At 47.7% G+C, this 25,542-nt stretch carries 21 protein-coding genes and 1 tRNA gene; 8 read left to right on the forward strand and 14 right to left on the reverse strand.

What is annotated here, in order from left to right:
- The 5 genes from VNK96_05575 to leuD all read right to left on the reverse strand — a co-directional run.
- On the reverse strand, positions 1-1,632 hold a 1,632-nt coding region (locus VNK96_05575; protein HWP31176.1), incomplete at its 3' end, for a PQQ-dependent sugar dehydrogenase.
- 141 nt (positions 1,633-1,773) lie between these two features.
- The gene (locus VNK96_05580) at positions 1,774-2,526 is read right to left on the reverse strand and encodes a hypothetical protein (GenBank protein ID HWP31177.1); all 753 of its coding nucleotides are present in this window, start codon (positions 2,524-2,526) and stop codon (positions 1,774-1,776) included.
- A 235-nt stretch (positions 2,527-2,761) separates the two neighbouring features.
- Positions 2,762-3,322, reverse strand: coding sequence for a PEP-CTERM sorting domain-containing protein (locus VNK96_05585; protein ID HWP31178.1), 561 nt, complete (start codon positions 3,320-3,322; stop codon positions 2,762-2,764).
- A 319-nt stretch (positions 3,323-3,641) separates the two neighbouring features.
- Complete coding sequence (galT, locus tag VNK96_05590; GenBank protein ID HWP31179.1) at positions 3,642-4,592, reverse strand: galactose-1-phosphate uridylyltransferase; 951 nt, start codon at positions 4,590-4,592, stop codon at positions 3,642-3,644.
- 85 nt (positions 4,593-4,677) lie between these two features.
- A complete protein-coding gene (leuD, locus tag VNK96_05595; protein ID HWP31180.1) occupies positions 4,678-5,277 on the reverse strand; it encodes a 3-isopropylmalate dehydratase small subunit in 600 nt (199 codons plus the stop codon).
- A 163-nt stretch (positions 5,278-5,440) separates the two neighbouring features.
- On the opposite strand from leuD, the gene VNK96_05600 reads away from it, so the two are divergent.
- Positions 5,441-6,388: a PEP-CTERM sorting domain-containing protein gene (locus VNK96_05600; protein ID HWP31181.1), complete on the forward strand. Its 948-nt coding sequence runs from the start codon at positions 5,441-5,443 to the stop codon at positions 6,386-6,388.
- A 57-nt stretch (positions 6,389-6,445) separates the two neighbouring features.
- Positions 6,446-8,359 (forward strand): methionine--tRNA ligase, encoded by a 1,914-nt coding sequence (gene metG, locus VNK96_05605; GenBank protein HWP31182.1) that lies wholly within the window; start codon positions 6,446-6,448, stop codon positions 8,357-8,359.
- A 324-nt stretch (positions 8,360-8,683) separates the two neighbouring features.
- On the opposite strand, the gene VNK96_05610 is transcribed toward metG, so the two are convergent.
- The 8 genes from VNK96_05610 to VNK96_05645 all read right to left on the reverse strand — a co-directional run bounded on the left by VNK96_05610 (position 8,684) and on the right by VNK96_05645 (position 18,308).
- Positions 8,684-9,424, reverse strand: a complete 741-nt coding sequence (locus tag VNK96_05610) for a succinate dehydrogenase/fumarate reductase iron-sulfur subunit (GenBank protein HWP31183.1) — start codon at positions 9,422-9,424, stop codon at positions 8,684-8,686.
- Positions 9,425-9,426: 2 nt separating this feature from the next.
- Entirely contained in the window at positions 9,427-11,211 is a 1,785-nt protein-coding gene (locus tag VNK96_05615; protein HWP31184.1) for a fumarate reductase/succinate dehydrogenase flavoprotein subunit, read from the reverse strand.
- The gene (locus tag VNK96_05620) at positions 11,208-12,038 is read right to left on the reverse strand and encodes a hypothetical protein (GenBank protein ID HWP31185.1); all 831 of its coding nucleotides are present in this window, start codon (positions 12,036-12,038) and stop codon (positions 11,208-11,210) included. The genes VNK96_05615 and VNK96_05620 overlap by 4 nt, the downstream gene beginning before the upstream one ends.
- Before the next feature lie 30 nt (positions 12,039-12,068).
- Positions 12,069-13,136, reverse strand: a complete 1,068-nt coding sequence (holA, locus tag VNK96_05625; protein HWP31186.1) for a DNA polymerase III subunit delta — start codon at positions 13,134-13,136, stop codon at positions 12,069-12,071.
- Positions 13,126-15,198: a transglutaminase domain-containing protein gene (locus VNK96_05630; GenBank protein HWP31187.1), complete on the reverse strand. Its 2,073-nt coding sequence runs from the start codon at positions 15,196-15,198 to the stop codon at positions 13,126-13,128. The genes holA and VNK96_05630 overlap by 11 nt, the downstream gene beginning before the upstream one ends.
- The gene (locus VNK96_05635) at positions 15,182-16,414 is read right to left on the reverse strand and encodes a DUF58 domain-containing protein (GenBank protein ID HWP31188.1); all 1,233 of its coding nucleotides are present in this window, start codon (positions 16,412-16,414) and stop codon (positions 15,182-15,184) included. Before VNK96_05635 ends, VNK96_05630 begins: the two co-directional genes overlap by 17 nt.
- Before the next feature lie 6 nt (positions 16,415-16,420).
- Positions 16,421-17,371 (reverse strand): MoxR family ATPase, encoded by a 951-nt coding sequence (locus tag VNK96_05640; GenBank protein HWP31189.1) that lies wholly within the window; start codon positions 17,369-17,371, stop codon positions 16,421-16,423.
- Positions 17,372-17,885: 514 nt separating this feature from the next.
- Positions 17,886-18,308 (reverse strand): metalloregulator ArsR/SmtB family transcription factor, encoded by a 423-nt coding sequence (locus VNK96_05645; GenBank protein ID HWP31190.1) that lies wholly within the window; start codon positions 18,306-18,308, stop codon positions 17,886-17,888.
- A gap of 35 nt (positions 18,309-18,343) precedes the next feature.
- On the opposite strand from VNK96_05645, the gene VNK96_05650 reads away from it, so the two are divergent.
- The 6 genes from VNK96_05650 (at position 18,344) to VNK96_05675 (ending at position 24,545) form a co-directional block, all read left to right on the forward strand.
- Positions 18,344-18,420, forward strand: a tRNA-Pro gene (locus VNK96_05650).
- A gap of 19 nt (positions 18,421-18,439) precedes the next feature.
- Positions 18,440-19,399 (forward strand): hypothetical protein, encoded by a 960-nt coding sequence (locus tag VNK96_05655; GenBank protein ID HWP31191.1) that lies wholly within the window; start codon positions 18,440-18,442, stop codon positions 19,397-19,399.
- Positions 19,400-19,406: 7 nt separating this feature from the next.
- A complete protein-coding gene (locus VNK96_05660; protein ID HWP31192.1) occupies positions 19,407-20,048 on the forward strand; it encodes a histidine phosphatase family protein in 642 nt (213 codons plus the stop codon).
- Between the two features lie 10 nt (positions 20,049-20,058).
- A complete protein-coding gene (gene lnt / locus VNK96_05665; protein HWP31193.1) occupies positions 20,059-21,510 on the forward strand; it encodes an apolipoprotein N-acyltransferase in 1,452 nt (483 codons plus the stop codon).
- A gap of 218 nt (positions 21,511-21,728) precedes the next feature.
- Positions 21,729-23,144 (forward strand): VCBS repeat-containing protein, encoded by a 1,416-nt coding sequence (locus VNK96_05670; protein ID HWP31194.1) that lies wholly within the window; start codon positions 21,729-21,731, stop codon positions 23,142-23,144.
- A 60-nt stretch (positions 23,145-23,204) separates the two neighbouring features.
- Positions 23,205-24,545: an NCS2 family permease gene (locus VNK96_05675; GenBank protein ID HWP31195.1), complete on the forward strand. Its 1,341-nt coding sequence runs from the start codon at positions 23,205-23,207 to the stop codon at positions 24,543-24,545.
- On the opposite strand, the gene VNK96_05680 is transcribed toward VNK96_05675, so the two are convergent.
- Positions 24,542-25,525, reverse strand: coding sequence for a uroporphyrinogen decarboxylase family protein (locus VNK96_05680; GenBank protein ID HWP31196.1), 984 nt, complete (start codon positions 25,523-25,525; stop codon positions 24,542-24,544). The two genes, VNK96_05675 and VNK96_05680, sit on opposite strands and share 4 nt — an antisense overlap.
- Between the last annotated feature and the right edge of the window lie 17 nt (positions 25,526-25,542).

Genomic DNA, 25,542 nt, shown 5'->3' on the forward strand with positions numbered 1-25,542 from the left:
GGCGATGCGTGTCCACGTTATTCGTGCGCGAATCTCTCTATCCGAAGATTGAATGAATCTTTCTATATTCGAAGTGATGACCGCATCGGTAACTTTATCGTTAGCACCTGCAGTTCCGCTCGAAACGGCTTCCCAGTTTTGAGTTTGATAATTCCAAAGTTCGATTTTTTCACCCATCGTGCCCGTGACGTGCGTTTCGAGGATGAAATGGAGTTCTTTGAGAGTTTTCGTGGTAGAGGGGGGAGCCTTGGATTCGAGTTCGATTTGTCCCGCAATCACGTTTCCTCTTTCGGCGCGTCCGCTGATGTTCATGAAGTCGTTATCGCTTTCATTGAGTTGAAATATGCCGCCGGATTTTAGGCTCCCTTCGATGATAGAAAAGGCTTTTGCAAGAACTTTGTCGTTATACGGTCGAATACGATATACATTTCCGAAACCAAGGCTCACCACATAGAGATAACCATCCTCGGCAATCACGAAGTCCGATACGCCCCCCCAACTTGAACCGACACGCGATTCGTTCCTTTCGGAAAGGGTGTCTGCGACCTTATCTGCCAACCCACCACTGAGAACGAAACCATCCCGATTCGAATTCATCGTGAAGAGATAGATATTTCCGTTGTTGATATCCGCTACGAAAACATTATTCTTTTCTGGCGACCAGAATTTATGCGAAGCGAGAACTTCGATGCTCGTGACTCCGATAGGCTGTAGCCATGAAAAGACAGGGTCTTGATAAAAAGCGCCGGGAAGATAGGTGAGTTGTCCTGCATCGTAACTCGTGTTTCCATTTTCGGAATACGTAGCGTTGCGGGAATCGGGGCCCATGATTTTCAGCCACCCAGAGTTTGCTCCCGAAGCGAACCAATTCACCTCATCGTAAACATTGGGTCCGTTTTCCGTTGCCCAAAGTCGCCCGGTGAGAGGGTCGAAAGTCATTCCGTAACCGTTACGAAAACCGTAAGCGAAAATGGCTTGCAATCTCGGGTCGCTCTGTGAGAAGAAGGGGTTGTCGGACGGAATCGTGCCATCGGGATTCAAGCGATAAATTGCACCGACACCTGCGATTGCACTCGTGCTGGTGTTTTGTTCGATGCGCGGATTCGTGAAACGTCCACGATTGAGATCTCCCGTCATAACATAAAGTTTTCCATCAGGTCCGAACTTGATGATTCCTCCATCGTGATTAGGACCGTTGTTTTGTGTCGCATCGAAAGGAAAAACGATAATCGTTTTATCGAAAGTCAGAGTCGAACCGTTCCAAATGAATCTCTCGACACGATTGTCTTCCCACGTTCCACCGTCAACGACGGCTTTCGAATAATACAGATAGACCCCCCCATTCGTCGCGAAATTCGGGTCGAGGCATATTCCGAGCAATCCGCGTTCGCTGCTATTCGAAACCGCTAAATCTATTGCGTTCCCTTGGAACACATAATTCTTGTAATGTTTTACTCTGCCTGTGTTTTTTTCGCAGATAAGAAACTCATCTGGTCCTATGTTCGCCATTACTGTGGGCACGCTCAATCCGGTGATGACTGTATCGTAGAAGTACGATGTGAGCGTTAGGGTTTGAGCATAAAGCGAAGGACTAACCAACGAAAGCACGAAAATCAGGGCGAAACGTCTCATCGTTTCCCTCCTTTAGTAAAAAAATATATAGGCTCCAGATAAAGCACTGGAGCAAAAGTCTACTTATATGACGAGATTTCGGAAGGATACGTTCCTAAAGGGGTGGTTTCGGATAGAGAAACGGAAGAACCGATACGGGTTTTAGGGTTCCACAAAACGGAAGACTGTAGGTACTTTCCTCTGGGTGGTTCGTGGAATAGAAGAGAGGAACGAGTCGACATGGGCTTGAAACTCTTCCATCGCGTTTGTCTCTTTGAAACCGACCTTCACCTTGCTGCTATGAATGGGAATCCCTCCCATCATGGGAGTTATGCCCTCTCTCAGCCCTAAAAGGTGCCCCAATTCGTGTTGGATTGTGTGACGAATCTGACTCTCATCCATCAGCGAACCGCTCGGACGGCGGTTGGTGATGCGAATTTCTGCCGAAAGTTCCATTTGCATACCTAACGAGTTCTTCCACACTCGGCGGTTCCAGAAAATCGAACCCGCGATGTTGCGGCCCATTCCGTAATCGTAAAAGCAAATCACGATGTTCGAGCTTTCGCCTGGTAAAGACTCTCTAAATCGAGTCACATTTTGGGCTTCGTTCCAATCTTCGAGAGCGGTGCGAGCCCAATTTTTGAGTTCTTCCTCCCTCGCGGGATCTACCCCTGTGAAAGAGAATTCGACCCGCAATGTTTCGGGCACGGAGGCGAGACGGGCATGGATTTCAGCTTCTTTTGCCCTTCCCTGCGCGAGAGCCTCATAGGCTCGGGTCAAGTGCATGACGAGAGCGGGCTCGATACATTCTAAAATTTCTTTCGAGAGAGAACGAGTGGGAGGATTCGAGGGGAAGGATGGAAGAAAGAGAAAGCAAAAAAGCGAAAAAGCAAAGCACCGTAAAAGCGTATACATCCCGGTTCCTCCTTAAGGCTAAAAATGCCCACTAACTGGGGCTTATAGTTGATTTTCGGAGGTTGGGGGGAGGTTATAAAGGGTCGAATATGCATTTAGCAAGGCATGGGGGAAAAACCTTGCCTTTTGCTGGGATTAAAGCGCTTTTTGGGGTAAGCGTTTTTTGCTTCAACCAATAAAAACTACGGAGGGCTCACAAACATGAGCCCTCTCAATGCAACGGAAAAGAATCTCCTTAGGATTTTCTTAACCTACGGGCTAACAAAGCAAGACCACAGGAAAATGCGAGAAGGGTTGCAGGTTCAGGAACGAATTCAGCATGAAGTTTTTGGTCGAGAGTTGGGTAGTCAGACCACGAAGCTCCACTCCACCACATTCCGTTTCCTGGAACGACATCAGTACCTGTGAAATGAATACTGTAACCACTGTATCCCTTGAAATCTACAATAGCAGCGTATGTTTTCGAAGGGTCTAGAGAAACATTCAAGCCAGTGAAAATAACGTCCCCGCCACCTGTGGGCGATACGAAAGGAGCGCTATAGACTATAGTGCCGTTAGGTATACCACCAGATACCTCCTCGATACGAAACTCCATTGTTAGCCCACCAGCTGCTGCATCCATCGCGAATTGCCAATGGACTAGAGTGTTGTCTGGAGCAGGAGGGGTGAACTTTTGGTTTTGGGCAAGCCAACCATTCGTGACATTCCCATCCCAGTAACCGTAGTTATCCCAGACAGTGAAAGCGCTCGCAGAAGATGCGAGAGCGAAAAGAATTGCAGAGATTGATCCTCTCATTACTTAGCTCCTTTTTGATATACAAAGTCCGCCCTCAAAGAGAGTGGACATATTTCCCAGTAGCATTATATAGCGTTTTTTTCGTTGTTTATAAAAAATCCTGCCAAAATACAAGAAAATTACCAGTTATATGATTTTTTAATGCCTCAACAGCTCCTATTGTTGAGACTTTTATAGACCCCCTCCGTAAGGTTCCCCCTGCTTGCGCACGGGGAACCGATGATAAGTTTCTTTTTTTCAAAATGTTATGAATGGAATCGAATTCCATCCGATTTTTCTTCGAGCGAAGCACAGAGGGGGAATTGAAGCGGGGACATTTTCACTTTTCTCGTAATTGCTTCGCCGTTTCTTCCGGAAGAGTGTCGTTGATAAAAACTCCGCATCCCGCTTCGCTTCCTGCGAGGTATTTCAATTTATCCGCCGTGCGATAGGGTGGGGTGAATTCGATGATGAAGGTGCTGTACTCCGTTGGATATTGGAAAAGACTTTTAATGTAAGGCATCGAGAACCCGAACAATTTATCGAGTTTTTGCGTCACGGTTTTAATCGCTTCTGGTAGGGAATCGAGTTGGTTTTCGTCCATATGCGATAAATCGCAAACTTGTTTTTTCGGAACGATGTGCGTTTCATAAGGATATCGTGCAAAAAAAGGGACGAGTGCAACCCATTCTTCCGACTGCCAAACGATTCTTCTGCCATCTCGAAGTTCCATTTCCAGCCAATCCTGTGCAAGTGTTTTTCCTGTTTTTTCGAAATGATTTTTTTCTGCGTTCAGACGAGTTTGAATGACAAACGGAATGAAAGGATAGGCGTAAATTTGTCCATGCGGGTGAGACAAAGTAACTCCGATTTCTCGACCTTTGTTTTCGAAAATGTAAACGTATTTCACCTGCGGGCGGTGGATTAAATCTTCGTATCGGTCTTTCCATACTTCGACGAGTTTGCGAATGTGAGCGATGGGCAAATCTGCTAAGGTTGCGTTGTGGTCACTCGTGTAGCAGACGACTTCGCAGAATCCCTCGCTCGGGAGAACGGGGGTAAGTTCCGTGCCATGAACACTCGGAATTTCGGGGGGGGATTCGAGGCTCGGGAATTTATTTTCGAAAACAGCGATTTCGTAATCTTCTTCGGGAATTTCGGTGGCGGGTTTGCCAGGTTTCGTGGGGCATAAAGGACAGAAATCTTCGGGAGGGAAGAAGGTGCGGTCTTGCCGATGTGTCGCAGTGATAATCCACTCGTTATGGAAAGGATGCCAGCGCAACTCAGACATAAGCGATAGGATACTCCATTTTAGCCCCCCCTAAGCATCGGCACCGATTTACGAGGAAAACTGAAGGGAACAAATCTAAGGCGTCTCAGGGAGTTTTCTTCGGTGGAACAAATAGTTCGTGCGTTCGTTCGTATTCGGCGATTTTCACTTCGTGGAGGAGCGTCGTTCCGATGAAGTCGAGTCCTTTCATCAACGCCTCTTTCGTCGTGGGATGGATATCGAAAGGAATTTTTTCGTTGTCGAAACTCACTGTTTGGTTCGGAAGGTCTATCGTAACTTCTGTTCCGCTCCCTTTTTCAACGAGCCTCGCGTGGTCTTTTTCCGAGAGTTCGATGAGGAGTAAGCCGTTGTTTACTGCGTTTTGGCGAAAAATGTCGCTGAATCCGGGGGATTTTTCCGTTCTACGCGCAATCACCGCTCGAAAACCGGCTTGCTGAATCGCCCAAACGGCGTGCTCGCGACTACTGCCACAACCGAAGTTTTCCCCAACAACGAGAATGCTTGCGCCTTTTGCTTCCGGCGCATCGAGAGGAAAGTTTTCCCCTCGAAGGTCTTTGAAAAGGAGTTCACCGTATCCTGTGCGAGTGACCATGCTCAAAAACCGTGCGGGGATGATTTGGTCGGTGTCCACGTTGGACTGGTCGAGGACGGCGATTTTGCCTTTGTGAACAGTGAATGGTTCCATGAATGAACTTGAGGAATTTTACGCTTTATCTTATCGAAAAGTCCGGAAGATCAAATTCTTGTCCTCGTGAATATACCAGTATGTTTTCGATTTCTCATGTTTTTCCTAATACCCAACAAAGACTCCTGCTATAGTGGTTTCGTTTTGGCTAAAGGAGAGATAAATGAAGATATTCATCACCTGCGTAGTTATGGTATGGGCGTCTGTAGCCATCGCCGATGATTTGCTCGTCTGCGATCTGTTAGGAGATCAGGTTCTTCGCTACGATGGCACTACAGGAGCGTTTCTCGGTGTGTTCGCTTCAGGCTCGGTAATAGATGGACCAGAAGGAATCACCGTAGGACCTGATGGAAACGTGTATATCGCGAGTGAATATTCCGCGAACGTGACGAAATGGAGTCCTTCGGGGACATATTTAGGTGAATTCGTTAGCCCCGGAGAAGGGGGATTGTTCGGCGAACAAGACCTCGAATTCGGACCGGATGGAAATCTTTATGTCATGGGACATATCGCCCCTGAGTCGGATTCTATTTGGAAGTTCGATGGAACTACAGGGACATTTATCGGTATGCACGGTTTAGGAGGAGGACCAGGGCACACGCATGGAATGTCTTGGAGAGCGAGCGATGGCGATTTATATCAAGGGCAATTGAACGGACCCTATGTTATCAACCATTTCAATGGCGTGACAGGGGGATTAGAAGGTGTTTTCACGACGGCGGATGAGTTGGCCATCATGAACGATATGTTGTGGGGACCGGATGACGATTTGTATGTTTCGAATCCTTTGATTGATGGGATGCTCGTTGGTGGAATCATCCGATTCGATGGAGCGACAGGTGCTTACATGGGGGTTTTCAGTGACGCAGGCGGCGCGGTGAGCACTTGGGGGATGGCATTCGAAGGCGAGTATCTTTACTATACAGCGAGTAACTCCGTTGTGCGCGTTCTTGCTTCAACAGGCGGAGGTGCGAGTTTCTTCGTTTCACCGGGTTCGGGTGGTCTTAGTTCTGCGTCTTCGATTGCGTTCGTTGTTCCAGAACCTGCTTCTATACTTGCAATTGCATTAGGACTCGCGTTTTTCAGTGCTCGGCGATGTAACCGGCAGTGATTGAGTGGTTATCGAAAGAACGAGCGCTTAAATAAAGTGTATGCTTAGGTGATAGAAATGCCTAAGCGGTATTACATCACGACCCCCATTTATTATGTGAACAGCGTTCCGCATATCGGGACGGCGCTCACGACGCTCGCGGCGGATATAACAGCGCGTTACCAAGAAATGAGGGGAAAGCAGGTGCATTTCCTCACCGGTACGGACGAAAACGCAACCAAAGTGGCAGAAGCGGCGCAGGCGGCGGGAAAAGCGCCTAAAGAATTCGTGGATGAAATCTCACAGGAGTTCGTCAGGATATGGAAAAGGATGAACATCCGGTACCACGATTTCATTCGCACGACCGAACCGCGTCACACTCGCGTCGTGCAAGAAGTTTTTCGCAGGTTGCTCGAGGGGGGGCATATTTACGAAGACGAATACAAGGGGTGGTACGACGTGTCTTCGGAAACCTTTTATAAAGAATCGGAATTGGTGGATGGAAAAAGTCCCGAAGGGAATCCTGTGAGGTGGGTGGAGGAGAAAAATTATTTCTTTCGACTATCCGCATTCGGTGAACGATTGCTGAAACACATCGAGGAGAATCCTAAATTCATTCTTCCCGAAGTGCGGAGGAACGAGGTTGTCGCATTCATCAAACCAGGGTTGCACGACATCTGCGTGTCGAGGAGGAATACGGGGTGGGGAATACCCGTTCCGGGGGACGAAAGTCGTGTGATTTATGTCTGGATCGATGCATTGATTAATTACATTTCTGCCATCGGTTGGCCTGATGGTAATTGGCAAGAGTATTGGCCCGCGGATGTCGAGTGGATGGGGAAGGACATTTTGGTGCGTTTCCACGCGACGATTTGGCCTGCCATGCTTATGGCGCTGGAAATGGAATTGCCGAAAACTTTGGTCGGACATGGATGGATGCTCATCGGAGAGGAGAAAATCAGCAAATCGAGAGGCAATGTTATCCCCCCCCTCGAATTGGCAGAGGAAGTTTCTTCGAGAACGGGGGTTTCCGAGGAATTGGCAGTCGATGTCGTCCGTTATTACATGGCACGCACGATGCCCTTCGAAACGGACTCGAAATTCACGTACGAAGATTTCGATTCCAAATACAATTCTGAAATCGTAAACGATTTTTCGAATGGAATCCACCGCGTAACGAGCATGCTCAACAACTTTTGCGATGGAGAGATTCCGGATGCGCCTTTGATAGAAAAAATCGTGGAGGAAGTGCGTGATGTGTTACGAAGTTATGAAATGGCGATGGAAGAATTCCGCATAGATAACGCGGTGGAATGTATTCGTGCGCTCGCTGCGCAACTCAATATGGCGATAGACCAGGAAAAGCCATGGGATTTGCGCAAAAACAAAGACCCGCGATTCGGGAGCGTTATGCGCACGCTGGCATGGATGGTGCGCATGTTGGAAGGATTGTTACGTCCCATTACTCCTTCTTTTTCGGACAGAATTGCCGGGCTATTGGCGTTACCCGCAGTAACGAAATGGGAAGATATCGGGGGGGCTCATTCGGTTCCCTCGTCGCATAAAATTGCAAAAGCAGAGCCGATCTATCCGCGATTAGAGACTTCTAAACCCTCCTTCGCGAAGAGCGAAACAAAAAAAGAAACACAGGAGAAAGCGATGAGCGAAACGATTACATTCGAAGAGTTTTCGAAAGTGAAATTGCAGATTGCACGCGTGTTGGATGCGCATAAAGTAGAAGGAGCCGATAAGTTGCTGCGATTGGAGTTGGCTGTAGGCGATGAAAAACGTCAAGTCGTCGCTGGAATAGCAAATGAGTATTCTCCCGAAGATTTGATTGGAAGACAAGTCGTTTTAGTTGCGAACCTCGAGCCTCGAAAATTGCGAGGAATCGAAAGTCAAGGGATGATTTTAGCGGCGGATGGACCGAACGGAGAAGCGATTCTTATTCAACCGGATAAAGAAGCGCCTGATGGTGCGCGTGTGCATTAAAAAAATCAGAGTGCTTTCTGGTTTCCTATGGGAAGGGGAATTAATAAACCAAGAAACTTTAATCTTTGTGGCAACTATATAGAAAACCCTCCCTTGAAGGTTCCTCCTCTTCGCTTCGCTCGAAGGGGAACCGAATGTTTCATAGATTCACCCTTATTTGAAGGGAACGCTGAATTATTTAAAGATTACATTTTTTAAAAAATGCTTTTTTTTGTGCATAAGGATGGGGAAATCAATCACGACTGATTATTCGCACCTCACGGCGCTCCTACGATTCATCGCGCCTCACGGTGCTCCTACGATATGTCGCGCCTTACGGAGCTCCTACGGTGTTTTTAACCATCGCAAAAGCCCTCGAATCGGGTCGAAATACACGTCGGCGACTCTCTCTTTCAAAGGAATGATTCCGTTATCCGTAATGTGAATCTCTTCAGGGCAAACTTCGGTGCAGCATTTCGTGATATTACAAACGCCTACTCCTGCGACTTCTTTGAGGAACTCAGAACGGTCTTCGACGTCCAACGGATGCATTTCGAGCGCAGCGAGTTTTATCATAAAGCGGGGACCGAAGAAGATATCTTTTCGCTGATGGTCTCTGAGTATATGGCATACGTTTTGACATAAAAAGCACTCGATACATTTGCGGAATTCTTGCACTCTTTCCACATCTTCCTGCATCATCCGCAGCGGTTCTTTACTCCCTTCGTCAGCGAGTTTTAGGGGGGGTATTTTTCTCGCAATTTCGTAATTCCAAGACACATCGCACACCAAATCTTTAATCACGGGAAAGGTTTTTAAGGGTGTAACGATAATCGGTTCTTCTATAGGCAAGGAATCTATGCGCGTTTTGCACATCAAACGTGGTTTGCCATTGATTTCTGCACTGCAAGAGCCGCATTTCGCAGCCTTACAGTTCCAGCGGCATGCGAGCGATGCGTCTTGTTCCCTTTGGATTTTATGAATCGCATCGAGAACGACCATACCCTCGAAGGTTTCGACGGTATAGGATTGAAAATATCCTTTTTCCTGGTTTCCTCGAAAGATATTCAGCGTTACCGTTGCCATGGCTATCCTTCTATTATTTTTTTGAGATGTTCGGGCATCTCCGGTACTTTTCTGTGGCTCAATTTGATTTCACCGTTTTCCAATCGGGCGATGATGTTGTGCTGTGCCCAATACGGGTCTTCGAGGTCGTAATCCAATCTCCAATGTCCTCCTCTGCTTTCTTTTCGTTCGAGGGCAGAGCGTACGATGACCTCGCTGACCGTGAGCATGACTTGAATGTCCCTCGCCTGATGCCATCCAGGATTGAAACAAGTGTCTCCTTTCACCGCAATCTTTTTTGCGCGTTCTTTTAGTTCGTGAATTTTTTCCAATGCTCGTTTCAAACCTTCTTCTGTTCTCGCAATCATCGCGTGTTCTTGCATCGTGTCTTGGAGTTCTGTATGCAATTGGTAAGGATTTTCTCCTGATTCTCTTCGCAATGGCTCCATAAGAAGATTCACTTCTTCTGAGATTTCCGATTCCGAAATTTCTCCGCTTTCGTTTTGCATCGCGTATTCACCCGCTGCTTCTCCTGCGCGTCTCCCGAAGACCAACAAGTCGCTAAGGGAATTCCCCCCCAAACGGTTTGCGCCGTGAAGCCCTGTTGCAACTTCTCCGCAAGCATACAAGCCCGGAACATTCGTGGCACACGTCTCAGGATCCGAAGTGACCCCCCCCATAGTGTAATGAATCGTAGGATAAACTTCCATCGGTTCTTTCGTGATATCTACGTTCCCTAAATGCAAGAACTGGTCTACCATGCTGGGGAGTCGTTTTCTAATGTAGTCTGCTCCCATGTGAGAGATTTGGAGATATACCCCCCCATGTTCCGAGCCTCTGCCCGCTTGAACTTCTTTGTAGATAGCACGCGCTACGACGTCTCTCGGTAATAACTCCGGTGGTCTGCGATAGTTTTTCTTGTCATGAACCCATTTTAGGGCTTCTTCCAGAGTTTCGGCAGTTTCCTTTCTATAGAACTCGGGGACGTAATTGAACATAAATCTCTCCCCTTTACTGTTAAGCAGAATTCCGCCATCTCCCCGGACCCCTTCCGTGACTAAAATTCCTCTCATGCTCGGTGGCCAAATCATTCCGGTGGGGTGAAATTGCACCATTTCCATGTCTTTCAGTTCTGCGCCAGCGCGAAGAGCCAAAACGACCCCATCACCGGTAGACTCCCATGAATTCGACGTGAAGCGATACATTCTCCCCCACCCCCCCGTTGCTAAGACTACTGCTTTCGCTTTGAATACGACGATTCCTCCGTCCATTCGACGATAGCCGACAGCGCCGGAAATGCGGTCTCCATCTTTAAGCAATCGGATAATCGTCAATTCAGGATAGTCGAAAATCCCCATACTTACGGCTTTATCTTGCAACGTTCGAATGATTTCCAATCCGGTTCTGTCACCGACGTGCGCGAGGCGGCGATATTTGTGCCCTCCGAATGCGCGTTGAGAAATCAGACCTTTGCCCGTTCTATCGAAGACTGCACCGTATCGCTCCAATTCTAAGATTCTTTCGGGGGCTTCTCGTGCGAAGATTTCTACCGTGCGCCAATTCGCTAAGAATTTCCCCCCTCGAATCGTGTCTCGGAAATGCACTTCCCAGTTGTCTTCTGTATCGAGATTCCCCAATGCTGCTGCTGCCCCCCCCTCTGCCATTACGGTATGTGCTTTTCCTAATAGCGATTTTGTAACGAGCCCTACTTTCGCTCCTTTTTCCATCGCTCCGATGCATGCACGCAATCCTGCGCCTCCAGCACCGATCACGAGTACGTCGCAGTTGAAAACTTCGTAGTTGTTCATAAGTACAGTTTGAAGAAAACGAAGTCTTGAATCGTTCCGCTGGTTACGAGTCGGATATAGAAATCAGCAAACCCTACACCGATGAGACTCGACCACGCGAAAAACGCATGCCGTTCGTTGAGGGAAGTGATTTTCTGCCAAAGAGAATAGCGAGCACGAGATACAGAACTACACGAAAAGCAATCGAGACATCCTCCAGAGAGGTGACGGAAAGAGTGACAACCAAACACGTACCCCGTAAGCAATAACCAGTCGCCGAGCAAAATAAGTGAGCCGACACTTAATCCCCACCCGTCAGCGAAACGCATGGCTTTAATAACATCGATTCCCAATATCACGAGGAAAATGAGCGCGAAATAGAGGGCGAAACGATGAAGATTTTGCAAAGCCCAAGGGAAATTCTTCTCTCCTGTGTATTGAGGTTTTGCATTTCCTCGCACCGCACATGCCGGAGGAGTCAGGAAAAAAGCACGGTAATACGCCTTGCGAAAGTAATAACATGTCGCTCTGAAAAATAGAGGAAACGGCATAATAATCATCGCCGGCGTTATCGTAAAGCCGTAAATTTTCCAGTCTACAAGGAACAGAGGAGAATAAAACGGGCTTAAAAGGTCCGGGACGAGACCTTCACTCCAAGGTACAGGGAGGTGATGGGGTGCAGAATAAAATTGGTTTTCGAATGAGCGAAAAGTCGCATAAATGATAAAAATCGCCAGACCGAGGAATATGAGTAAGGGTTCAATCCACCAACGGTCTTTACGGAGAGTGCGGGTTTCGGAAAGTTTTGCTGAAGTTGTCTTAGCTCCTTCTGTAAACTGCTCTGCCATAGCTTCTCTTTGCTTTCATCCTACCCGAACCTAAGAATTTTTTTGTGAGCCTCCCGTTACAGTGTTTCCAGAAGCGATATCGCACATTTCGACGACCATTCTCTGCAAGGATTCCGTTTGGCTCGCCGAGGGCAAGAGCCCGAAAAATCGCATATTCGCTCGCACTAAAGATTGCATCATAGCGGCGATTTGCTCGAGCGAAAGCCTGCTTGCAAACTGGCTTATTTTTTCCTTTCTCCAATTCTCTTTGATATTTTTCAGGCTGTCCGAGGCTGGGCAGATTGTTTCGGATGCTTCGCTCGTGAGAGAAACGGAGTTGTCCAATAAGGCACGCGCTTGAAAGATGTATTTGAGATTCTTGTGGATTTGCGTAAAGAGGAAACCGAGAACAGGTCTTTCGAGTTTGTCGGCTGTGGAAAGAAGCACCTGCAAATGCTGAAGTGCGGACCGGTGATTCCCGGCGCAAATCGCATCGATCATTTGAAACGACGCCCATTCCTCTGAAGGGGTTACGATTTCCCGAACATCCGATTTCGTGATTTTTCCTTTTTTCGCGCAATAGGCTAAAAGTTTTTCGAATTCATTGAATGCATCCGTCGTATTGCCGGAGGTCATCGAGATAATTTCTTGAAGAGTGCCCGCGTCAATGGTTAGATTGGCTTTTTTCGCGCGATTGAGCAATTCCGAGCCCAGTTTTTCTTTTGGGGGGGTTACGATAAGCACTTTGCCTATCTTTTGAATCGTCGAACGTATTTGTTTGGTTTCTGCGGGAAGTTCGTTTTCTTTCAGCGTCTCGCAAGTGAGAATGAGTAGTGCGCTCGAGGGTAAGTTTTCCAATTGCGATGCGAGACGAGCGCCTTCGCCTTTTCCTAAATTTTCTATCCTACGAACGAGAACGGTTTTTCTCTTCGCGAGAAAAGGAAAACTGCAAGCGGCGTCGAAAATTTCTCGCGCCGTACTTTCGGAGGCTTCCAATTCGACAAAATCGAACGAATCCTCTTCGATGCCTGCTTCCTTTTTGAGAAGTGCGATTTGCGTTCGAAGGCTGGAGGGCTCATCGCCGAGGAGCAGAATTGCGTTCGAAGATTTATTCGCCATTGGTCACTGTTTGCGTGCTAAATTCGCGTAACGCAAGTGCGATTTCTCGAATTTGTTCTTCACTCGGTTCTTCTTGGGCAAAGAATGCCTGATTGAATTTCTCCGCTATTTCTTTTGCCAAATGTCCGTTACTCGAATGCATTGTGTAAGTGTTTACGTATTCTGACAAGGTTTCCGAAGGAGAGGGGGGGCGTCCGACGGATTTTCGAAGTTTCGCCAGGAATGAAAAATATAAGGGGCGCAGTTTCCGGAACGATTTAGAGAGCGTTCGTCGTGTTTTAATCCATGTGGAAGTAGATACCCAGAGAATGGTCAGGAATACCAAGCCGAAGAGAATTCCAGCTGCCCAAGTAGCCCATTGCAAGGTTGCGTTCTCACCACCCGAATCAATAATGGCTCCGCGCTCCCCCCCCGGAACCGGCTCGGCGATATCGGTAGGGTCAAAAGGTATCCATCCATAAGGATGGAAAAACACTTCCGTCCACATATGAGCGTGTCGGTCTTGAACGATATATTTTCCGTCTTGCATACTCTCTGGGTCAAGGCGATAGCCAACAACGACTCTTGCAGGGATTCCTACGGCGCGACAAGCCACTGCGAGTGCAGAAGCGAACAAATCGCAATAGCCTTCACGAGTTTCGAAGAGAAACGCCGCGACGCGGTCTTGATTTCCAGTGATACGAGGAGCGCGTAAGTTATATTTGCATCTCTTTCCTATGGCATACATCAAGGCGACAACTGCGTCGTAATCCGTAGGTGAGTGTTCGATTACTCCTTTTGCCCAATCTCTTATACGGGGGTCGATTTGGTCATTAAGGCGTTCTCTAAAGAGGTTTATATATTCTTGGCGATCGATTTTCGTTGCTTGTCGAAGTTGCGTGGGTGTCGGTTTTGCGCGAATGCTTTCTACGTAGACTTCTCTGCCTTGATAAAGTCTCGGTGTAACGAAAACCGCTTCGTTATTTACGAACCGGACGGTTCCTCGATATTCTACACGAATCGGAATACCCGTAGAGTACGCGATTAAATGCGTTCTTGCGAGTACCTTTATGTGCAATTTATCCGTTATTGCATCTTTTACTGGAAATCGAGGGGGGGGTATGCGAAAAACTCCTGCGTTTTCGAGTTGAGAATGCGGGCTTTCATTTTGCGGAGGTATGCCTTCTGAAAAAGAAGTACTCTCCGTCCAGCCGACTCCACGATAAGAACGAAAAGAATGTGCTCGAAGGTAGGGATAGTCCGTATCTGTAGTAACCTCGAGAACGGGAATATAAGAACTCGTTCGTGGACCTCCTCCGATAAACTGGTCTACGTAAGTTAGGTTCGAACCGACGGTTGTAGTCGGGGGGGTCCATTGCACTTGGGGTGCGCCAGTTACCGCTCGAACAGCACCACCAATAGCAGGAGACATTATCCACGACACTCCCGCAACTAAAAGGACGGAAAGAATCGCGACTCCAGGACCTGCCATAGCTTTCCAAGGTCCTGCACGCAGTTCTTCAAAACTTTTCGCTCCTGCCGATAAGGCTTGAGAAAGCATCATGCGAATGTGTAAGCGTGCGAGTAAAACAGCCACGCTCGCTATGAATAGAATCAGAGAAATATCGAAATAACCTCCCGTTTCGAGCCATGACAATAAACCGAAAAGCGCAATTCCAGGAACGACCATAAACAACATCGCTCCATCCGACCACACGAAAAAGAGGCTAAAAGCAACGAACCAACATAAGAAGGAAAGAACTCGAAGTTCGGGGGGGAACCCACCCCCCGGAAGCGCTTTGCTCAACTGAGGCGTATTGAGTAAAACGAAAATCGCCACGAGAGCGATGAGCCATCCGAGAAATTTACTTTTACCGATATTCGGAAGAGCGAGGCGAATCAAATAACTTACGAGCAATCCAATTGCAGAAAGGGCGACGAAGAATAATCCTATGAGGGGTTGTTGAACCGAATTCCCGCTAAGAAACAAAGGGATAGAGCAAGCAGCCCAAAGAGTGACGAAGTCAACGCCGCTCGGTTGTAAATTCGTAATTTCTTCTTTTACGTTAAGCGCTTTTCTCATATTTTTCGCTTTTGTCGTAGACTTCGAACGGATTGGGCATGAATCTTATCGCTACGCGGGGGGCTGCGATAGAGGCGAGGAAATGAGGCTCCGTTGCGGAACGAATCGAACTTTTCTGCGAAGCTCGGGCAAACGAATTTGCATCGTAAACATAGACGACAACCGGATAATTCGCGGTGAGCGACCTTATGGCTTCGTCCATTCCCGGTTCGACGACAGCAAGCATGAGAACGACCGTACATTGGGGGGGCAAAAATCGCATGCACCGCTCGATTTCCGAAGCGAAAGAATAGGGACGATCTGCCTCTGCTTTCGCCAAAGCATCGCAAATCTTACGATAACGAATTTCTGAAGAGTGAGTAAATTCTTCCATACCTTCGAGAGCAGGAAGCAGAACCGGAGAGCCGCGATTGAGCATTTCATCCGCTAAGAATGCTGCATGACTGCACATCGCTTCGAGGGTCGTCGCACCTCCTTCGCCAATTTCCGTGTCTTTCGTTAATTGTAAAAACAAAGCGACATTCGTGGTGAAACCCGCATCGAATTCTTTCACCATAAGTTGCCCTTTCCTCGCAGTGCTTCTCCAGTGCACGTGTCGCAAAGGGTCACCTGAAGAATATTCTCGCACACCTCGAGCTTCCATTCCCGGGCCACGACTTTTGCCATCGTCCGTGTAAGCGGCTGACCAGCCGCTCAATGCTGCGAGGTCAATCGTAAAAGGAATTTTTGCAGGATGCACGATAATTTCAGCGGGTGTTGTTTCGTATTTTTGTTCCGTGCTCAAAATTCCGAGTGAATCGGTGCTAATCACTCGTAAACTCGACCAACGAAAAACACCTCTTCGCGTCGGACGAATTTGATAGCGAGTTTCGATGGGTTCGCTATAAATCGGTGCAATTGGTAGAGGAAGGAGTTCGCTTTCGTGCGTCAGTTTATGGGGGATTTCATCCACGATAACGAGCAGCGGTCTTCTCATGCGAATCGTGGACCAAACGCGGATTCGAATGTCGACCCGTTCGCCGGCTGTGATAAGGGACGGTATGATGCGTTCGAAACGAAGACCTTTCGTTGCTAAAATGGCTTGCGCTTTCAACGCAACGAGAGTAACGATCATAACGGTACTCATGTAGAAAAGCGCAGCGCTATTCAACCAAACGCCCACGAACATGAGGAACCCCCCCGAAACGCTCAACGTCAATACTGCATATCTACGCATTTTCGTTTAAGATACGGGAACAGGGGCGCGAATGTTCGCTACGATTCCTTCGATGAGCTCCTCCGTTCCGATTCCTCTCGAACGCAAATCGCCTCTTGGAATAATTCGATGGGAGAGAACGCAAGGTGCCATCGCCTTTACATCGTCCGGTCTAACGAATTCCTGGTTATGGTATGCCGCTCTTGCTTGTGCCGCTTGCAGAAGCAATAAAGAACCGCGCGGGCTAGCACCTAACATGATTTGATTCGAAGTTCTAGTTGCCGTGACGATATCTACGATATATTCTCGAATGGAGGGATGCACGTAAATTTCGCGAACTGCTTTCTGCATCGCAGTCAATTCTTCTGGCGTTACGACTTGAGTGACCTTATTGATAGGATGCTCGATTTGCTGCGCTTGCAAAATGTCCACTTCGACATCATGCGCAGGATAGCCTAAAGATAATCTTGCGAAGAAACGGTCTAATTGCGCTTCGGGAAGGGGATAAACACCGGTCAACTCCACATTGTTTTGTGTTGCGATCACGAAGAATGGGTCGGGGAGTTTTCGCGAAACCCCATCGGTCGTTACCTGTCTTTCTTCCATCGCTTCTAAAAGCGCTGCTTGAGTTTTGGGCGTCGCTCGGTTGATTTCGTCTGCCAACACGACATTGCCGAAAATCGGCCCAGGGAGAAATTCGAATTCCATTAACTTTTGATTGAAAACGCTCGAACCCGTAATATCACTGGGCAGAAGGTCGGGCGTAAATTGAATCCTCCGAAATTCTCCACCGATAGACTTTGCCAAAGCCTTCGAGAGCATCGTTTTTCCGACACCGGGGACGTCGTCGAGCAAGATGTGCCCATTGCAAAGAAGCACGAAAACCGCCTTCTCGATGGTTTCGCGCTTTCCGAAGATGACGGTTTCTACTTGTTCGACGATGGCTCGCGCCTTCTCAGATACTTCTTTTGCTCTCAATAAATGCTCCTAAATGATAGGAAACGCAGCAATCTATGGTAGCGTTCCGTTGATGGAATGGTTCTATTATATGCCCTAACGGTATACTTTCTTCTTCTAAGATGGGAATTGAAAGAAATAAGAGAAAACCGAAGCGACGGAGGACCCCTTCACAAAGGCTGCGCAGGAGAATGAAACCTGTTTTTGTCCTTCCTCCGCTTGAAACCCAAAACGGAGAGCCGGCCTCCGTGTCTCGAACTGAAGAAGCGGAGAGGGTCGAAAGTCCTAAAAAACCTCGTACAAGCAGGGCAAAGAAGAATACGGAGAAGCCCTCGAATAAAAACGCGGAGTAAACCACTAGTCGCTTTTTGGTGACTATCCCTTTTCGAAAGTGAATTATTTTCAAAAGTGAAAAGCACCCAAAGTTTCATGCCTTTGGGTGCTTCGTATCCTTACTTACTGCAACAGCCGCAACCGCATTTGCAGCAATCACAACAGTCGCAGCAATCGCAACAATCGCAGCATTTACATTTGCTCATGAGGAACCTCCTAATCTGGATGCTTGAAGTGCACCCACAGGAAGGCAGCATTTCCCAGAACTTCGCATTCGGAGTCTTAGCGCGAGGCGCTCCGTGTCTTCATGCGGGGGTGTGTATTCCGCTAAAGCCTCGAGAAGCCATTTGGGGAGGTTCTCAGCCAAACGATAATAAACCCATGTTCCGTCTTTTCTGGAAAAAACGAGGACTGCCTGTCGGAGCACGTTCAAGTGAGAGGATAAGGTCGAAAGTTTTATTCGGAGAGCGTCGGAAAGTTCGCATACGCAGACGTCTTCGCAGCCAGATTCTGGGCATCGAAGAAGAGCAGCGAGAATTCTTAACCGGTTTTCATCCGATAATGCGCCGAATACCAGAGGATTTGCTCTCACAGGGTAATAATACCACGATATTTCGGCAATCATCGAAATAATAATTCACGGTATACTTTTTTCCAAGTCGGGGCGTGGCTCAGCCTGGTAGAGCGCTCCTTTCGGGTGGGAGAGGTCGGCAGTTCAAATCTGCCCGCCCCGACCATAACAGGTTTATAAAACGAATGTCCTCTCGAGTTCTTTTAGTGGGTCCACCGCAGGTCGGGAAAACTCGTCTCGGAATGAAAATGTGCAAGGAGGATGGGTTTTATTATTTAAATCTCGATCCCTCGAGGCAGGACATCGCGCCACTTTCTACCGTTTCATTGTATGCCCCAGGTGGGAAATCTCTCGGATTTCACTTTATCGGCTCATTGAGTTTGTGGAAGAAGCCATTAGCCGCGGTAACAGCGTTGTTGTGGGGGGTTCGTGAGGCGAACGCATCGCCCTTAGTTGTCGAAGTCACACTCGAGCCAACGACATCGCAGCAAACCGACTTATATCGAAACTTAACTACACTTTTATTGCCCGAGAAAATTATTGGGATTGGATTCGAAGGGGTGGGAAGCATCTTGCTCCCGCATGCAGAATGCCGCATCGAAGTTCGCCCCCCACTCGAAGGCTCGGAAAGGCGTCCCGAAAACGTGCTAACGGCTTGGAGAAATGCATGTTGGAAAACCTACTTTACGAATTCGAAAGAATTGGATATTTCTCTTCGAGATGTCGCGTTTTTAGGTGCGCGGTTTCGTTCAGGAATCCCGTTAGAAGTTGCAGAATTAAATACCCTACATGAAATGGGATTTAAGGAAGCGAGTTATGCGGAAATCATCGGCGATTATTTATATATCGTTTCTCAGGAAAAGAATGGGGGCAGAAAAATGTCGAATGCGCTACGATTCTTCGGATGCAAGAAAGGAATCCTTGTTCATCCTGCTTTATTTCGTGGGCTTATCATAGGATTAGAGCAGGCAAATGGTTGGCATGTCGCTGTCGGAAGAATACAGGCTATGGAATTCGATAAAGAAATGGTGCGAATTTTAACGCCGATAGACGCGGAGGCAGCGATTTCCAAAATCCATATCGGAAGAGTTCGTCTCGATCCTGAATTTCGGGAATTAGGCGAATTGCGCGCTTGGCAGGTATAAATTCGATATGCTTAATGTGGTTTTGGTACGGCATGGTCAAACGGAATGGAATGCGGCTATGCGAAATCAAGGTCATATCGATATCCCCTTAGACGAAGTGGGGCGTGAGCAATCCAGAAAACTCGCGAATTCTCTCAAAGAGCGTTCATTCGAAGCAATTTTTTGCAGCGATATGTCTCGGACGATAGAGACGGCGAAGGCAATTGCAGGTGTTACGAATTCCAGCAACCTCATCGAAGACTCTCGATTGCGGGAAAGGAATTATGGAGAGTGGGAAGGAAAAACGAGGGAAGAAATCGCAACGAAAGAGGCAGAGCATTTAGAAAGATACAGGAGCGACCCTGCGTTTTATGCACCGACGGGGGGGGAGACCGGAATAGAAGTTTTTGCACGCTGTTCTTCTTTTCTTTGGGAGATGCTGCAAAAATATCCGAAAGGGGATATTCTTATCGTATCCCACGGAGGTACGATTGCCAACCTCATCGCTGCTTTGATAGGAGGTTCTCCCGGTACGGCTTCTTGCTTTCGCATTATGAACGCTTCGATTACGGAAATCGAAATTTCAGAAAATAAGCGCAGAACTCTCTTGCGCTATAACGACGTTTCTCATCTCGATTCCAAACCTCTACCGAGCACGATGCGTGCATAATTTACAGAAATTGGGCAGTCGGAATATCCTTTTTCCTATTTTCGGCGGAATCTTGCTCGCACTTTCGTTTCCTCCGTTTCCGTTATTTTTGCTTGCGTGGGTCGCCCTCGTTCCCGTTTTAGTTACTCTTACGGAATGCAATTTACGCCAGGCATTCGGAAGGGGTTATTTATTTCTTTTTGCTTTCGGATTGATTAATTTCTTTTGGCTTGCCCAATTCGTGTCTCGTTGGACGAATTCTATCCTTTTGGGTACCGTTCCTTACCTTTTGGTTTGTGCTGCGTTCGCAGTGTACGGGGGGGTATGGGCGATGGCGAGTGCGAAAGCGATGGAAAGAAAAGCGTTTTGGGCGATTCCTTTGATTTGGGCGGGTGTAGAAGTTTTGCGCTCCGGTATTCCTTATTTGGCCTTTCCTTGGGCTTTGCTGGGAACATCTGTCACTCCGATAACGACGTTTCTCCAGCCTGCATGGTGGGGGGGCATTTATTTTTTATCTGCCGTATTATGCCTTTTCAATGTTTTCGTTTTGCGTTTGGGAATGAAAGCCGAGATGCGGGAGACAAAGATTTATTTTATTTTTCTGCTCGGGATATTCGCTGGAAGCATATTCAGTTATCTTTATGAGATTCCCGGTGAAAAACGCGTTCTCGTAGCTGCGCAACCTGCTGTGGATTTGGCATTTTCCGATAGCCAAACTCAAAGAAAATTGCTTAAGGAACGCATTCCACTCGTTCTTAGGATTGGTTCATCTTCCCGAATAGATTTGGTCGTCCTCCCTGAAGGCATTTCTTATGCAATAGATAACGAGCCTCCGCGAGCACCCTTCTCTTTGGATTTCACCGTTCCTGCTATTTTGGGGGGGCAAAGGAAAACATCGGAAGGAACGTATCAAAGTTTATTCGCTTTCGATGGGAAGTGGCAGTATGCCGATAAAACGCGCTTGGTAATCTTCGGTGAATACGTTCCGTTTCGCAAGCAATTACCTTTTTTAGTCCCCCTCTTTCGCTTACCGACAGGTGATTTGATCCCTGCTACGCAGGTAACGACATTGCAAGTGGGGGGGATTCGCGTGGGGGGGATGATTTGCTTCGAGGTACTTTTCGAAGAGGTCGCTCGAAAGCATTTGGAAAACGGTGCGCAGGTTTTGGTAGTTCCGAGCATGGACGATTGGTATCAAGGCACGGGAGCGATTGGACATTTGAGGGCGGTCGCGATTGTGCGCGCAGCGGAAAACCGCGTTCCGGTCGTTCGCAGCGCTCCCACAGGACCGAGTTTAGTGGTAGACGATAGAGGAAACGTCGTGAGTGAAACAGAAGTAGGGAAGCCTTCCATCGCACGTGGGGAAGTCGTTATACATCCCCCCCTTGTTAGCCCTTTGCGAAAGTGGTTTCCTTATCTCGCTTTAGCGTTTTGGATTTTCTTTTTGCTGATTCCGAGAAGGTCCACCCTACCCAATCGGTAACGTATAGACTATTTCTCTCGTGAAATGTATATCCCTCTCTAAGGGTTCCCCCTGCTTACGCAAGGGGAACCGGTTTTTGAATTGACATGCTCTCTTTTTGGGTCAGAAATATCACAGCCTAAAGGATGGGCATCTCGGTGAATGGGCATCTCCGTGAATGGGCAATCGAACTTTGTGCAGTAAATTCGGCGTCTTTTATGAAGGAAGGAATGGGTTCTATGAAACGGAAAGCATTATTACTTGTCGCGTTTATCCTTTTACCGTTATTTTCGCTCGGTCAATACAAGAACGCGCCGGATTGGATTTCGAGCGATAAACATTATGCGACCGGTGGCGCATTTGCGGACATCAACAACGATGGTTGGCTCGATTTCGTCGTTTCGAATGGAAACGATATGTCGAAAGAAAAAGTCACTGTTTACTACAATACGGGGGGGATATTGCAGTCTTCTCCAGGATGGCAGTCTGCCGATGCGAAATATCACGGGCATTTAGCGATTGGAGACGTGAACCAAGACGGATGGCTGGACGTCGCTGTTGCAATTTTGGTTGCGCAAGGTGGTCCTGGAGTTAAACTTTATTTGAATCAAGGGGGGGTATTGAGCAGCAATCCGAGTTGGACTTCGAGCAACAGTTTTTACGGTTGGCACGTCGCTTTCGGCGATCCCGATTCGGATGGGGATTTGGATTTGCTCATCGGTTCTTCCGATGCTTATGGGGGGCAAAAATGGAAAAACTTCATCTATTTCAATGTGGGGGGGACTTTGCAAACGACTCCTGGATGGCAATCGAACGACAACAATCATTTGGACCATATGGAGTTTTGCGATGTGGATGACGACGGCGACCAAGATGTCGTCGCCATAGGGAGTTGGACATATAATTTCATTTATAGAAACAACGGCGGGGTAATCGATACGATTCCCGATTGGCAGAGTACGGATAACGGCTCACAATTCGCCAATACGCTTGCCCTCGGAGACGTTACAGGAGATGGTAGACCCGACATGGTTATGAGCGACAACAACCAATTAGGTGGGGGAACGGGGAAATTCAAACTTTATCGCAACTCGGGAAATGGTTATTTCGAACAAACTCCTGGATGGTCGTACTATGTGGGATATGTGTCGGGATTAGCGCTCGCCGATGTGAACGCTGATGGAAGGTTAGATTTCGCTGGGGGGGCATGGTGGAATAAAGTCCGAATCTTTTTGAATAACGGAAGCGGATTCAATGCGACCCCTTCTTGGACTTCTTCGAATTCTTTGGTGGTGGAGGCGATTTGTTTCGGCGACCTGAATCGCGACGGTCTCGTTACGAAACAAGAGCGAAAAGACATTTATACGGGTAAGACAGTAAACTATTGGGATGCGAGCCCATTCCTTCAGATTCGAAATACACCTCGTAAATTATATTATTTAGATCGTCAGCCAATAGAAAAAATCGTAAAGGTCGTCGTGGATGGAAAAACTCTTTCCCAAACGGAATATTGCGCCAATTTGCTCAATGGATGGATTTCGTTGAAGAATGTGCCTACTCGAAGCGTTCTCGTGGAATATGTCTATTCTACGAAACTGGATATGGGTGTGACGGATTGGGATAATGGCGGAAATGTAGTTTATTATCATCAGTAGAGCGTTGGCTGTCCATCGAGGTGGAGAAAAATCACTTAAGTTGTTCGTCTTGTGTAATGGGTGAAAGCGAGCGGATTTTTAAAAATTGCTGAGTTTTTTAAAATTGCTGAACGGGGTTCGAGTATCCGTATCGAGGTATTGGGCGGGGTCACGACTTTCGCTTCGATGGCATACATCATCGTCGTGAACCCTGCGATTTTGCAAGTGGCAGGAATTCCCATCGCACCTTCGACCATTGCAACGATCCTTACTGCCGTATTCGGGTGTGTACTGATGGGTCTGCTCGCAAATCGTCCCATTGCTGTTGCGCCTTATATGGGGGAGAACGCATTCATCGCCTTCGGTCTTTCTGCGTTCGGTTTGACTTGGCAGGAACGGTTGGGCTCGGTATTCGTGGCGGGAGTCGTGTTTTTGTTGATTACTTTGTTCGGTTTGAGGCAATGGTTGGCAGAGAGTATCTCGAAGAGCATGAAGCATGCATTTGCGGTGGGGATTGGGTTATTTTTGAGTTTTATCGGGCTTTACGAAACGGGAATCATCGCGAGCGGGGCTCCGGCGGTGCCCGTGAAAATCGGTGATTTCCGCTCTCCTGACGTATTGTTGGCAATTTTAGGTTTTCTGTTGATTTCCTTTTTATTAGTGCGCAAGATAAAGGGTGCGATTCTTTTGGGCATCATCCTTTGCGGCACGATAGGGATACTTTTAGGGAGGGGGGCGCCATTGAAAGGAATTGCGACGATTCCGTTTCTAGGGGAATATTCTTTAGAACCCATCGCATTTCATTTAGATATCTTAGGAGTTTTGCAGTGGAGTCTATTTCCCGTTTTGCTCACCTTAGTGCTGATGGCGTTTTTGGATACTACGGGAACGCTTCTCGGTTTGGGAGCAGTGGGGGGGATGTTGGACGAAAAAGGGGAATTTCCGGAAGTCCAAAAACCGATGTTCGTGGATGCTCTTTCCTGTATGTTTGCTGCTTTGGTGGGCACTTCGACATCGGGTGCTTATATCGAATCGGCAACGGGAATTCGCGAAGGGGCGAGGACCGGGTTAGCGGCATTAGTTACGGGGGGGCTTTTCTTCGCTTCGTTGTTTTTTATTCCTTTGATAGAACCGTTTCAGTCTTTGAAGTTCGCCTATTATCCTGCGCTGATTGTGGTGGGCGCTTTGATGATGACTTCACTTAAAGAAATCGAGACCAACGATTGGACGGAGGTGATTCCCGCATTTGCGACGATTGCGCTGATGGTTTTTACATACAACATAGCGGACGGCTTGACGGCTGGACTCCTCCTTTATCCTATAATGAAAGCGGTCGCGGGGAAATATCGAGAAATCCGTCCTGGCATGCTCGTTTTAGCCGGATTGTGCTTGATTTATTATCTATTCGGTTTGCCGCATTAATACGCTAAATTGTGCACTGCATCGACAATGGCATGTAAGTTTTCTTCTGGCACTGCATTAGGGTCGTAAGTGCATCCGGGAGTAATCATAATCGGTCTTTCTCCTGCTTGACGAAGTGCGTCGTGTACCTCGCGTACGCAATCTTCGGGTGTGCCGTTCGGCATTGTATTCAGATTATCGAGACCACCGCAGATGGTTTGTCGTGTGAGTTTTATCGCCTCCGAAATGCTAGGGCCAGCATAGCGGTCTGCCCAATTAATTGCTTGAGTGGGATATTTGGTGAAACGTTCGAAATTTTTCGGTTTGCCGCAAACATGAAGCATGTTAAATGAAGCATTCGAAACGGCATCGAGAATGACAAAGTCATTGGGTTTTACGAACTCGTCGTAGTCGTTTGCAGTTTCGAGCCAATCGTCGCGCACGGAGAGAAAAATTCCATCCGAGCCTGCTCTAAGGCATTCTCTCGAAAAATGTGCAAGCGCTCTACTGATTTTTTGCAATGCTTCGGAAAGCACTTTAGCGTCTTCGCGGAGGATTCGCTGCAAAATTTCGTCGCGCTCATCGCGTCCATCGAGTTTTGGTGGTCCGTGAACGTCGCTTTCGGGAGCACAGAGACGTCGCAGGGTCGACCATGCATTGAAGACCGTAACAATCATAGGGGGATCGCCTTGTAATCGTTCCGCTAAATCCCGAACGATGTGGAGTTCTTCTTCGAATTCTTTTTCGGTTCCCGAATATTCAGGAATTTGTTTCAAATCGTCAGCGGACGTGATTACCCAATTCGGATTGGGACGAGGGAAACCTGTATCGTTCATCACTTTGAGAAAATCGAGTTTCCAACGTTCCAGGTGATTGAGATGCGCTTCGACTGCTTCCTTTCTTCGGATGGCAGGCGGAGGAAAATGGTGCCAGAAACTGAGCGGCGGGCGATCCGCTTTTTGTCCTTTCAACACGGTGAAGACACGTTCTTTGCAGGTCATATTTTCCGTAATGCTTT

The organism is Fimbriimonadales bacterium, assembly GCA_035559795.1.
In the GTDB taxonomy this organism is placed as follows: domain Bacteria; phylum Armatimonadota; class Fimbriimonadia; order Fimbriimonadales; family ATM1; genus DATMAR01.

Coding starts and splice junctions, on each gene's coding strand:
- VNK96_05585 (HWP31178.1), bottom strand. CDS start 3,322: ATGAGAGGATCAATCTCTGCAATTCTTTTCGCTCTCGCATCTTCTGCG.
- VNK96_05610 (HWP31183.1), bottom strand. CDS start 9,424: ATGGCAACGGTAACGCTGAATATCTTTCGAGGAAACCAGGAAAAAGGA.
- metG (HWP31182.1), top strand. CDS start 6,446: ATGCCTAAGCGGTATTACATCACGACCCCCATTTATTATGTGAACAGC.
- leuD (HWP31180.1), bottom strand. CDS start 5,277: ATGGAACCATTCACTGTTCACAAAGGCAAAATCGCCGTCCTCGACCAG.
- VNK96_05630 (HWP31187.1), bottom strand. CDS start 15,198: ATGAGAAAAGCGCTTAACGTAAAAGAAGAAATTACGAATTTACAACCG.
- VNK96_05680 (HWP31196.1), bottom strand. CDS start 25,525: ATGACCTGCAAAGAACGTGTCTTCACCGTGTTGAAAGGACAAAAAGCG.
- VNK96_05615 (HWP31184.1), bottom strand. CDS start 11,211: ATGAACAACTACGAAGTTTTCAACTGCGACGTACTCGTGATCGGTGCT.
- VNK96_05645 (HWP31190.1), bottom strand. CDS start 18,308: ATGATTGCCGAAATATCGTGGTATTATTACCCTGTGAGAGCAAATCCT.
- holA (HWP31186.1), bottom strand. CDS start 13,136: ATGGCGAATAAATCTTCGAACGCAATTCTGCTCCTCGGCGATGAGCCC.
- VNK96_05635 (HWP31188.1), bottom strand. CDS start 16,414: ATGCGTAGATATGCAGTATTGACGTTGAGCGTTTCGGGGGGGTTCCTC.
- VNK96_05660 (HWP31192.1), top strand. CDS start 19,407: ATGCTTAATGTGGTTTTGGTACGGCATGGTCAAACGGAATGGAATGCG.
- VNK96_05620 (HWP31185.1), bottom strand. CDS start 12,038: ATGGCAGAGCAGTTTACAGAAGGAGCTAAGACAACTTCAGCAAAACTT.
- galT (HWP31179.1), bottom strand. CDS start 4,592: ATGTCTGAGTTGCGCTGGCATCCTTTCCATAACGAGTGGATTATCACT.
- VNK96_05600 (HWP31181.1), top strand. CDS start 5,441: ATGAAGATATTCATCACCTGCGTAGTTATGGTATGGGCGTCTGTAGCC.
- VNK96_05580 (HWP31177.1), bottom strand. CDS start 2,526: ATGTATACGCTTTTACGGTGCTTTGCTTTTTCGCTTTTTTGCTTTCTC.
- VNK96_05670 (HWP31194.1), top strand. CDS start 21,729: ATGAAACGGAAAGCATTATTACTTGTCGCGTTTATCCTTTTACCGTTA.
- VNK96_05655 (HWP31191.1), top strand. CDS start 18,440: ATGTCCTCTCGAGTTCTTTTAGTGGGTCCACCGCAGGTCGGGAAAACT.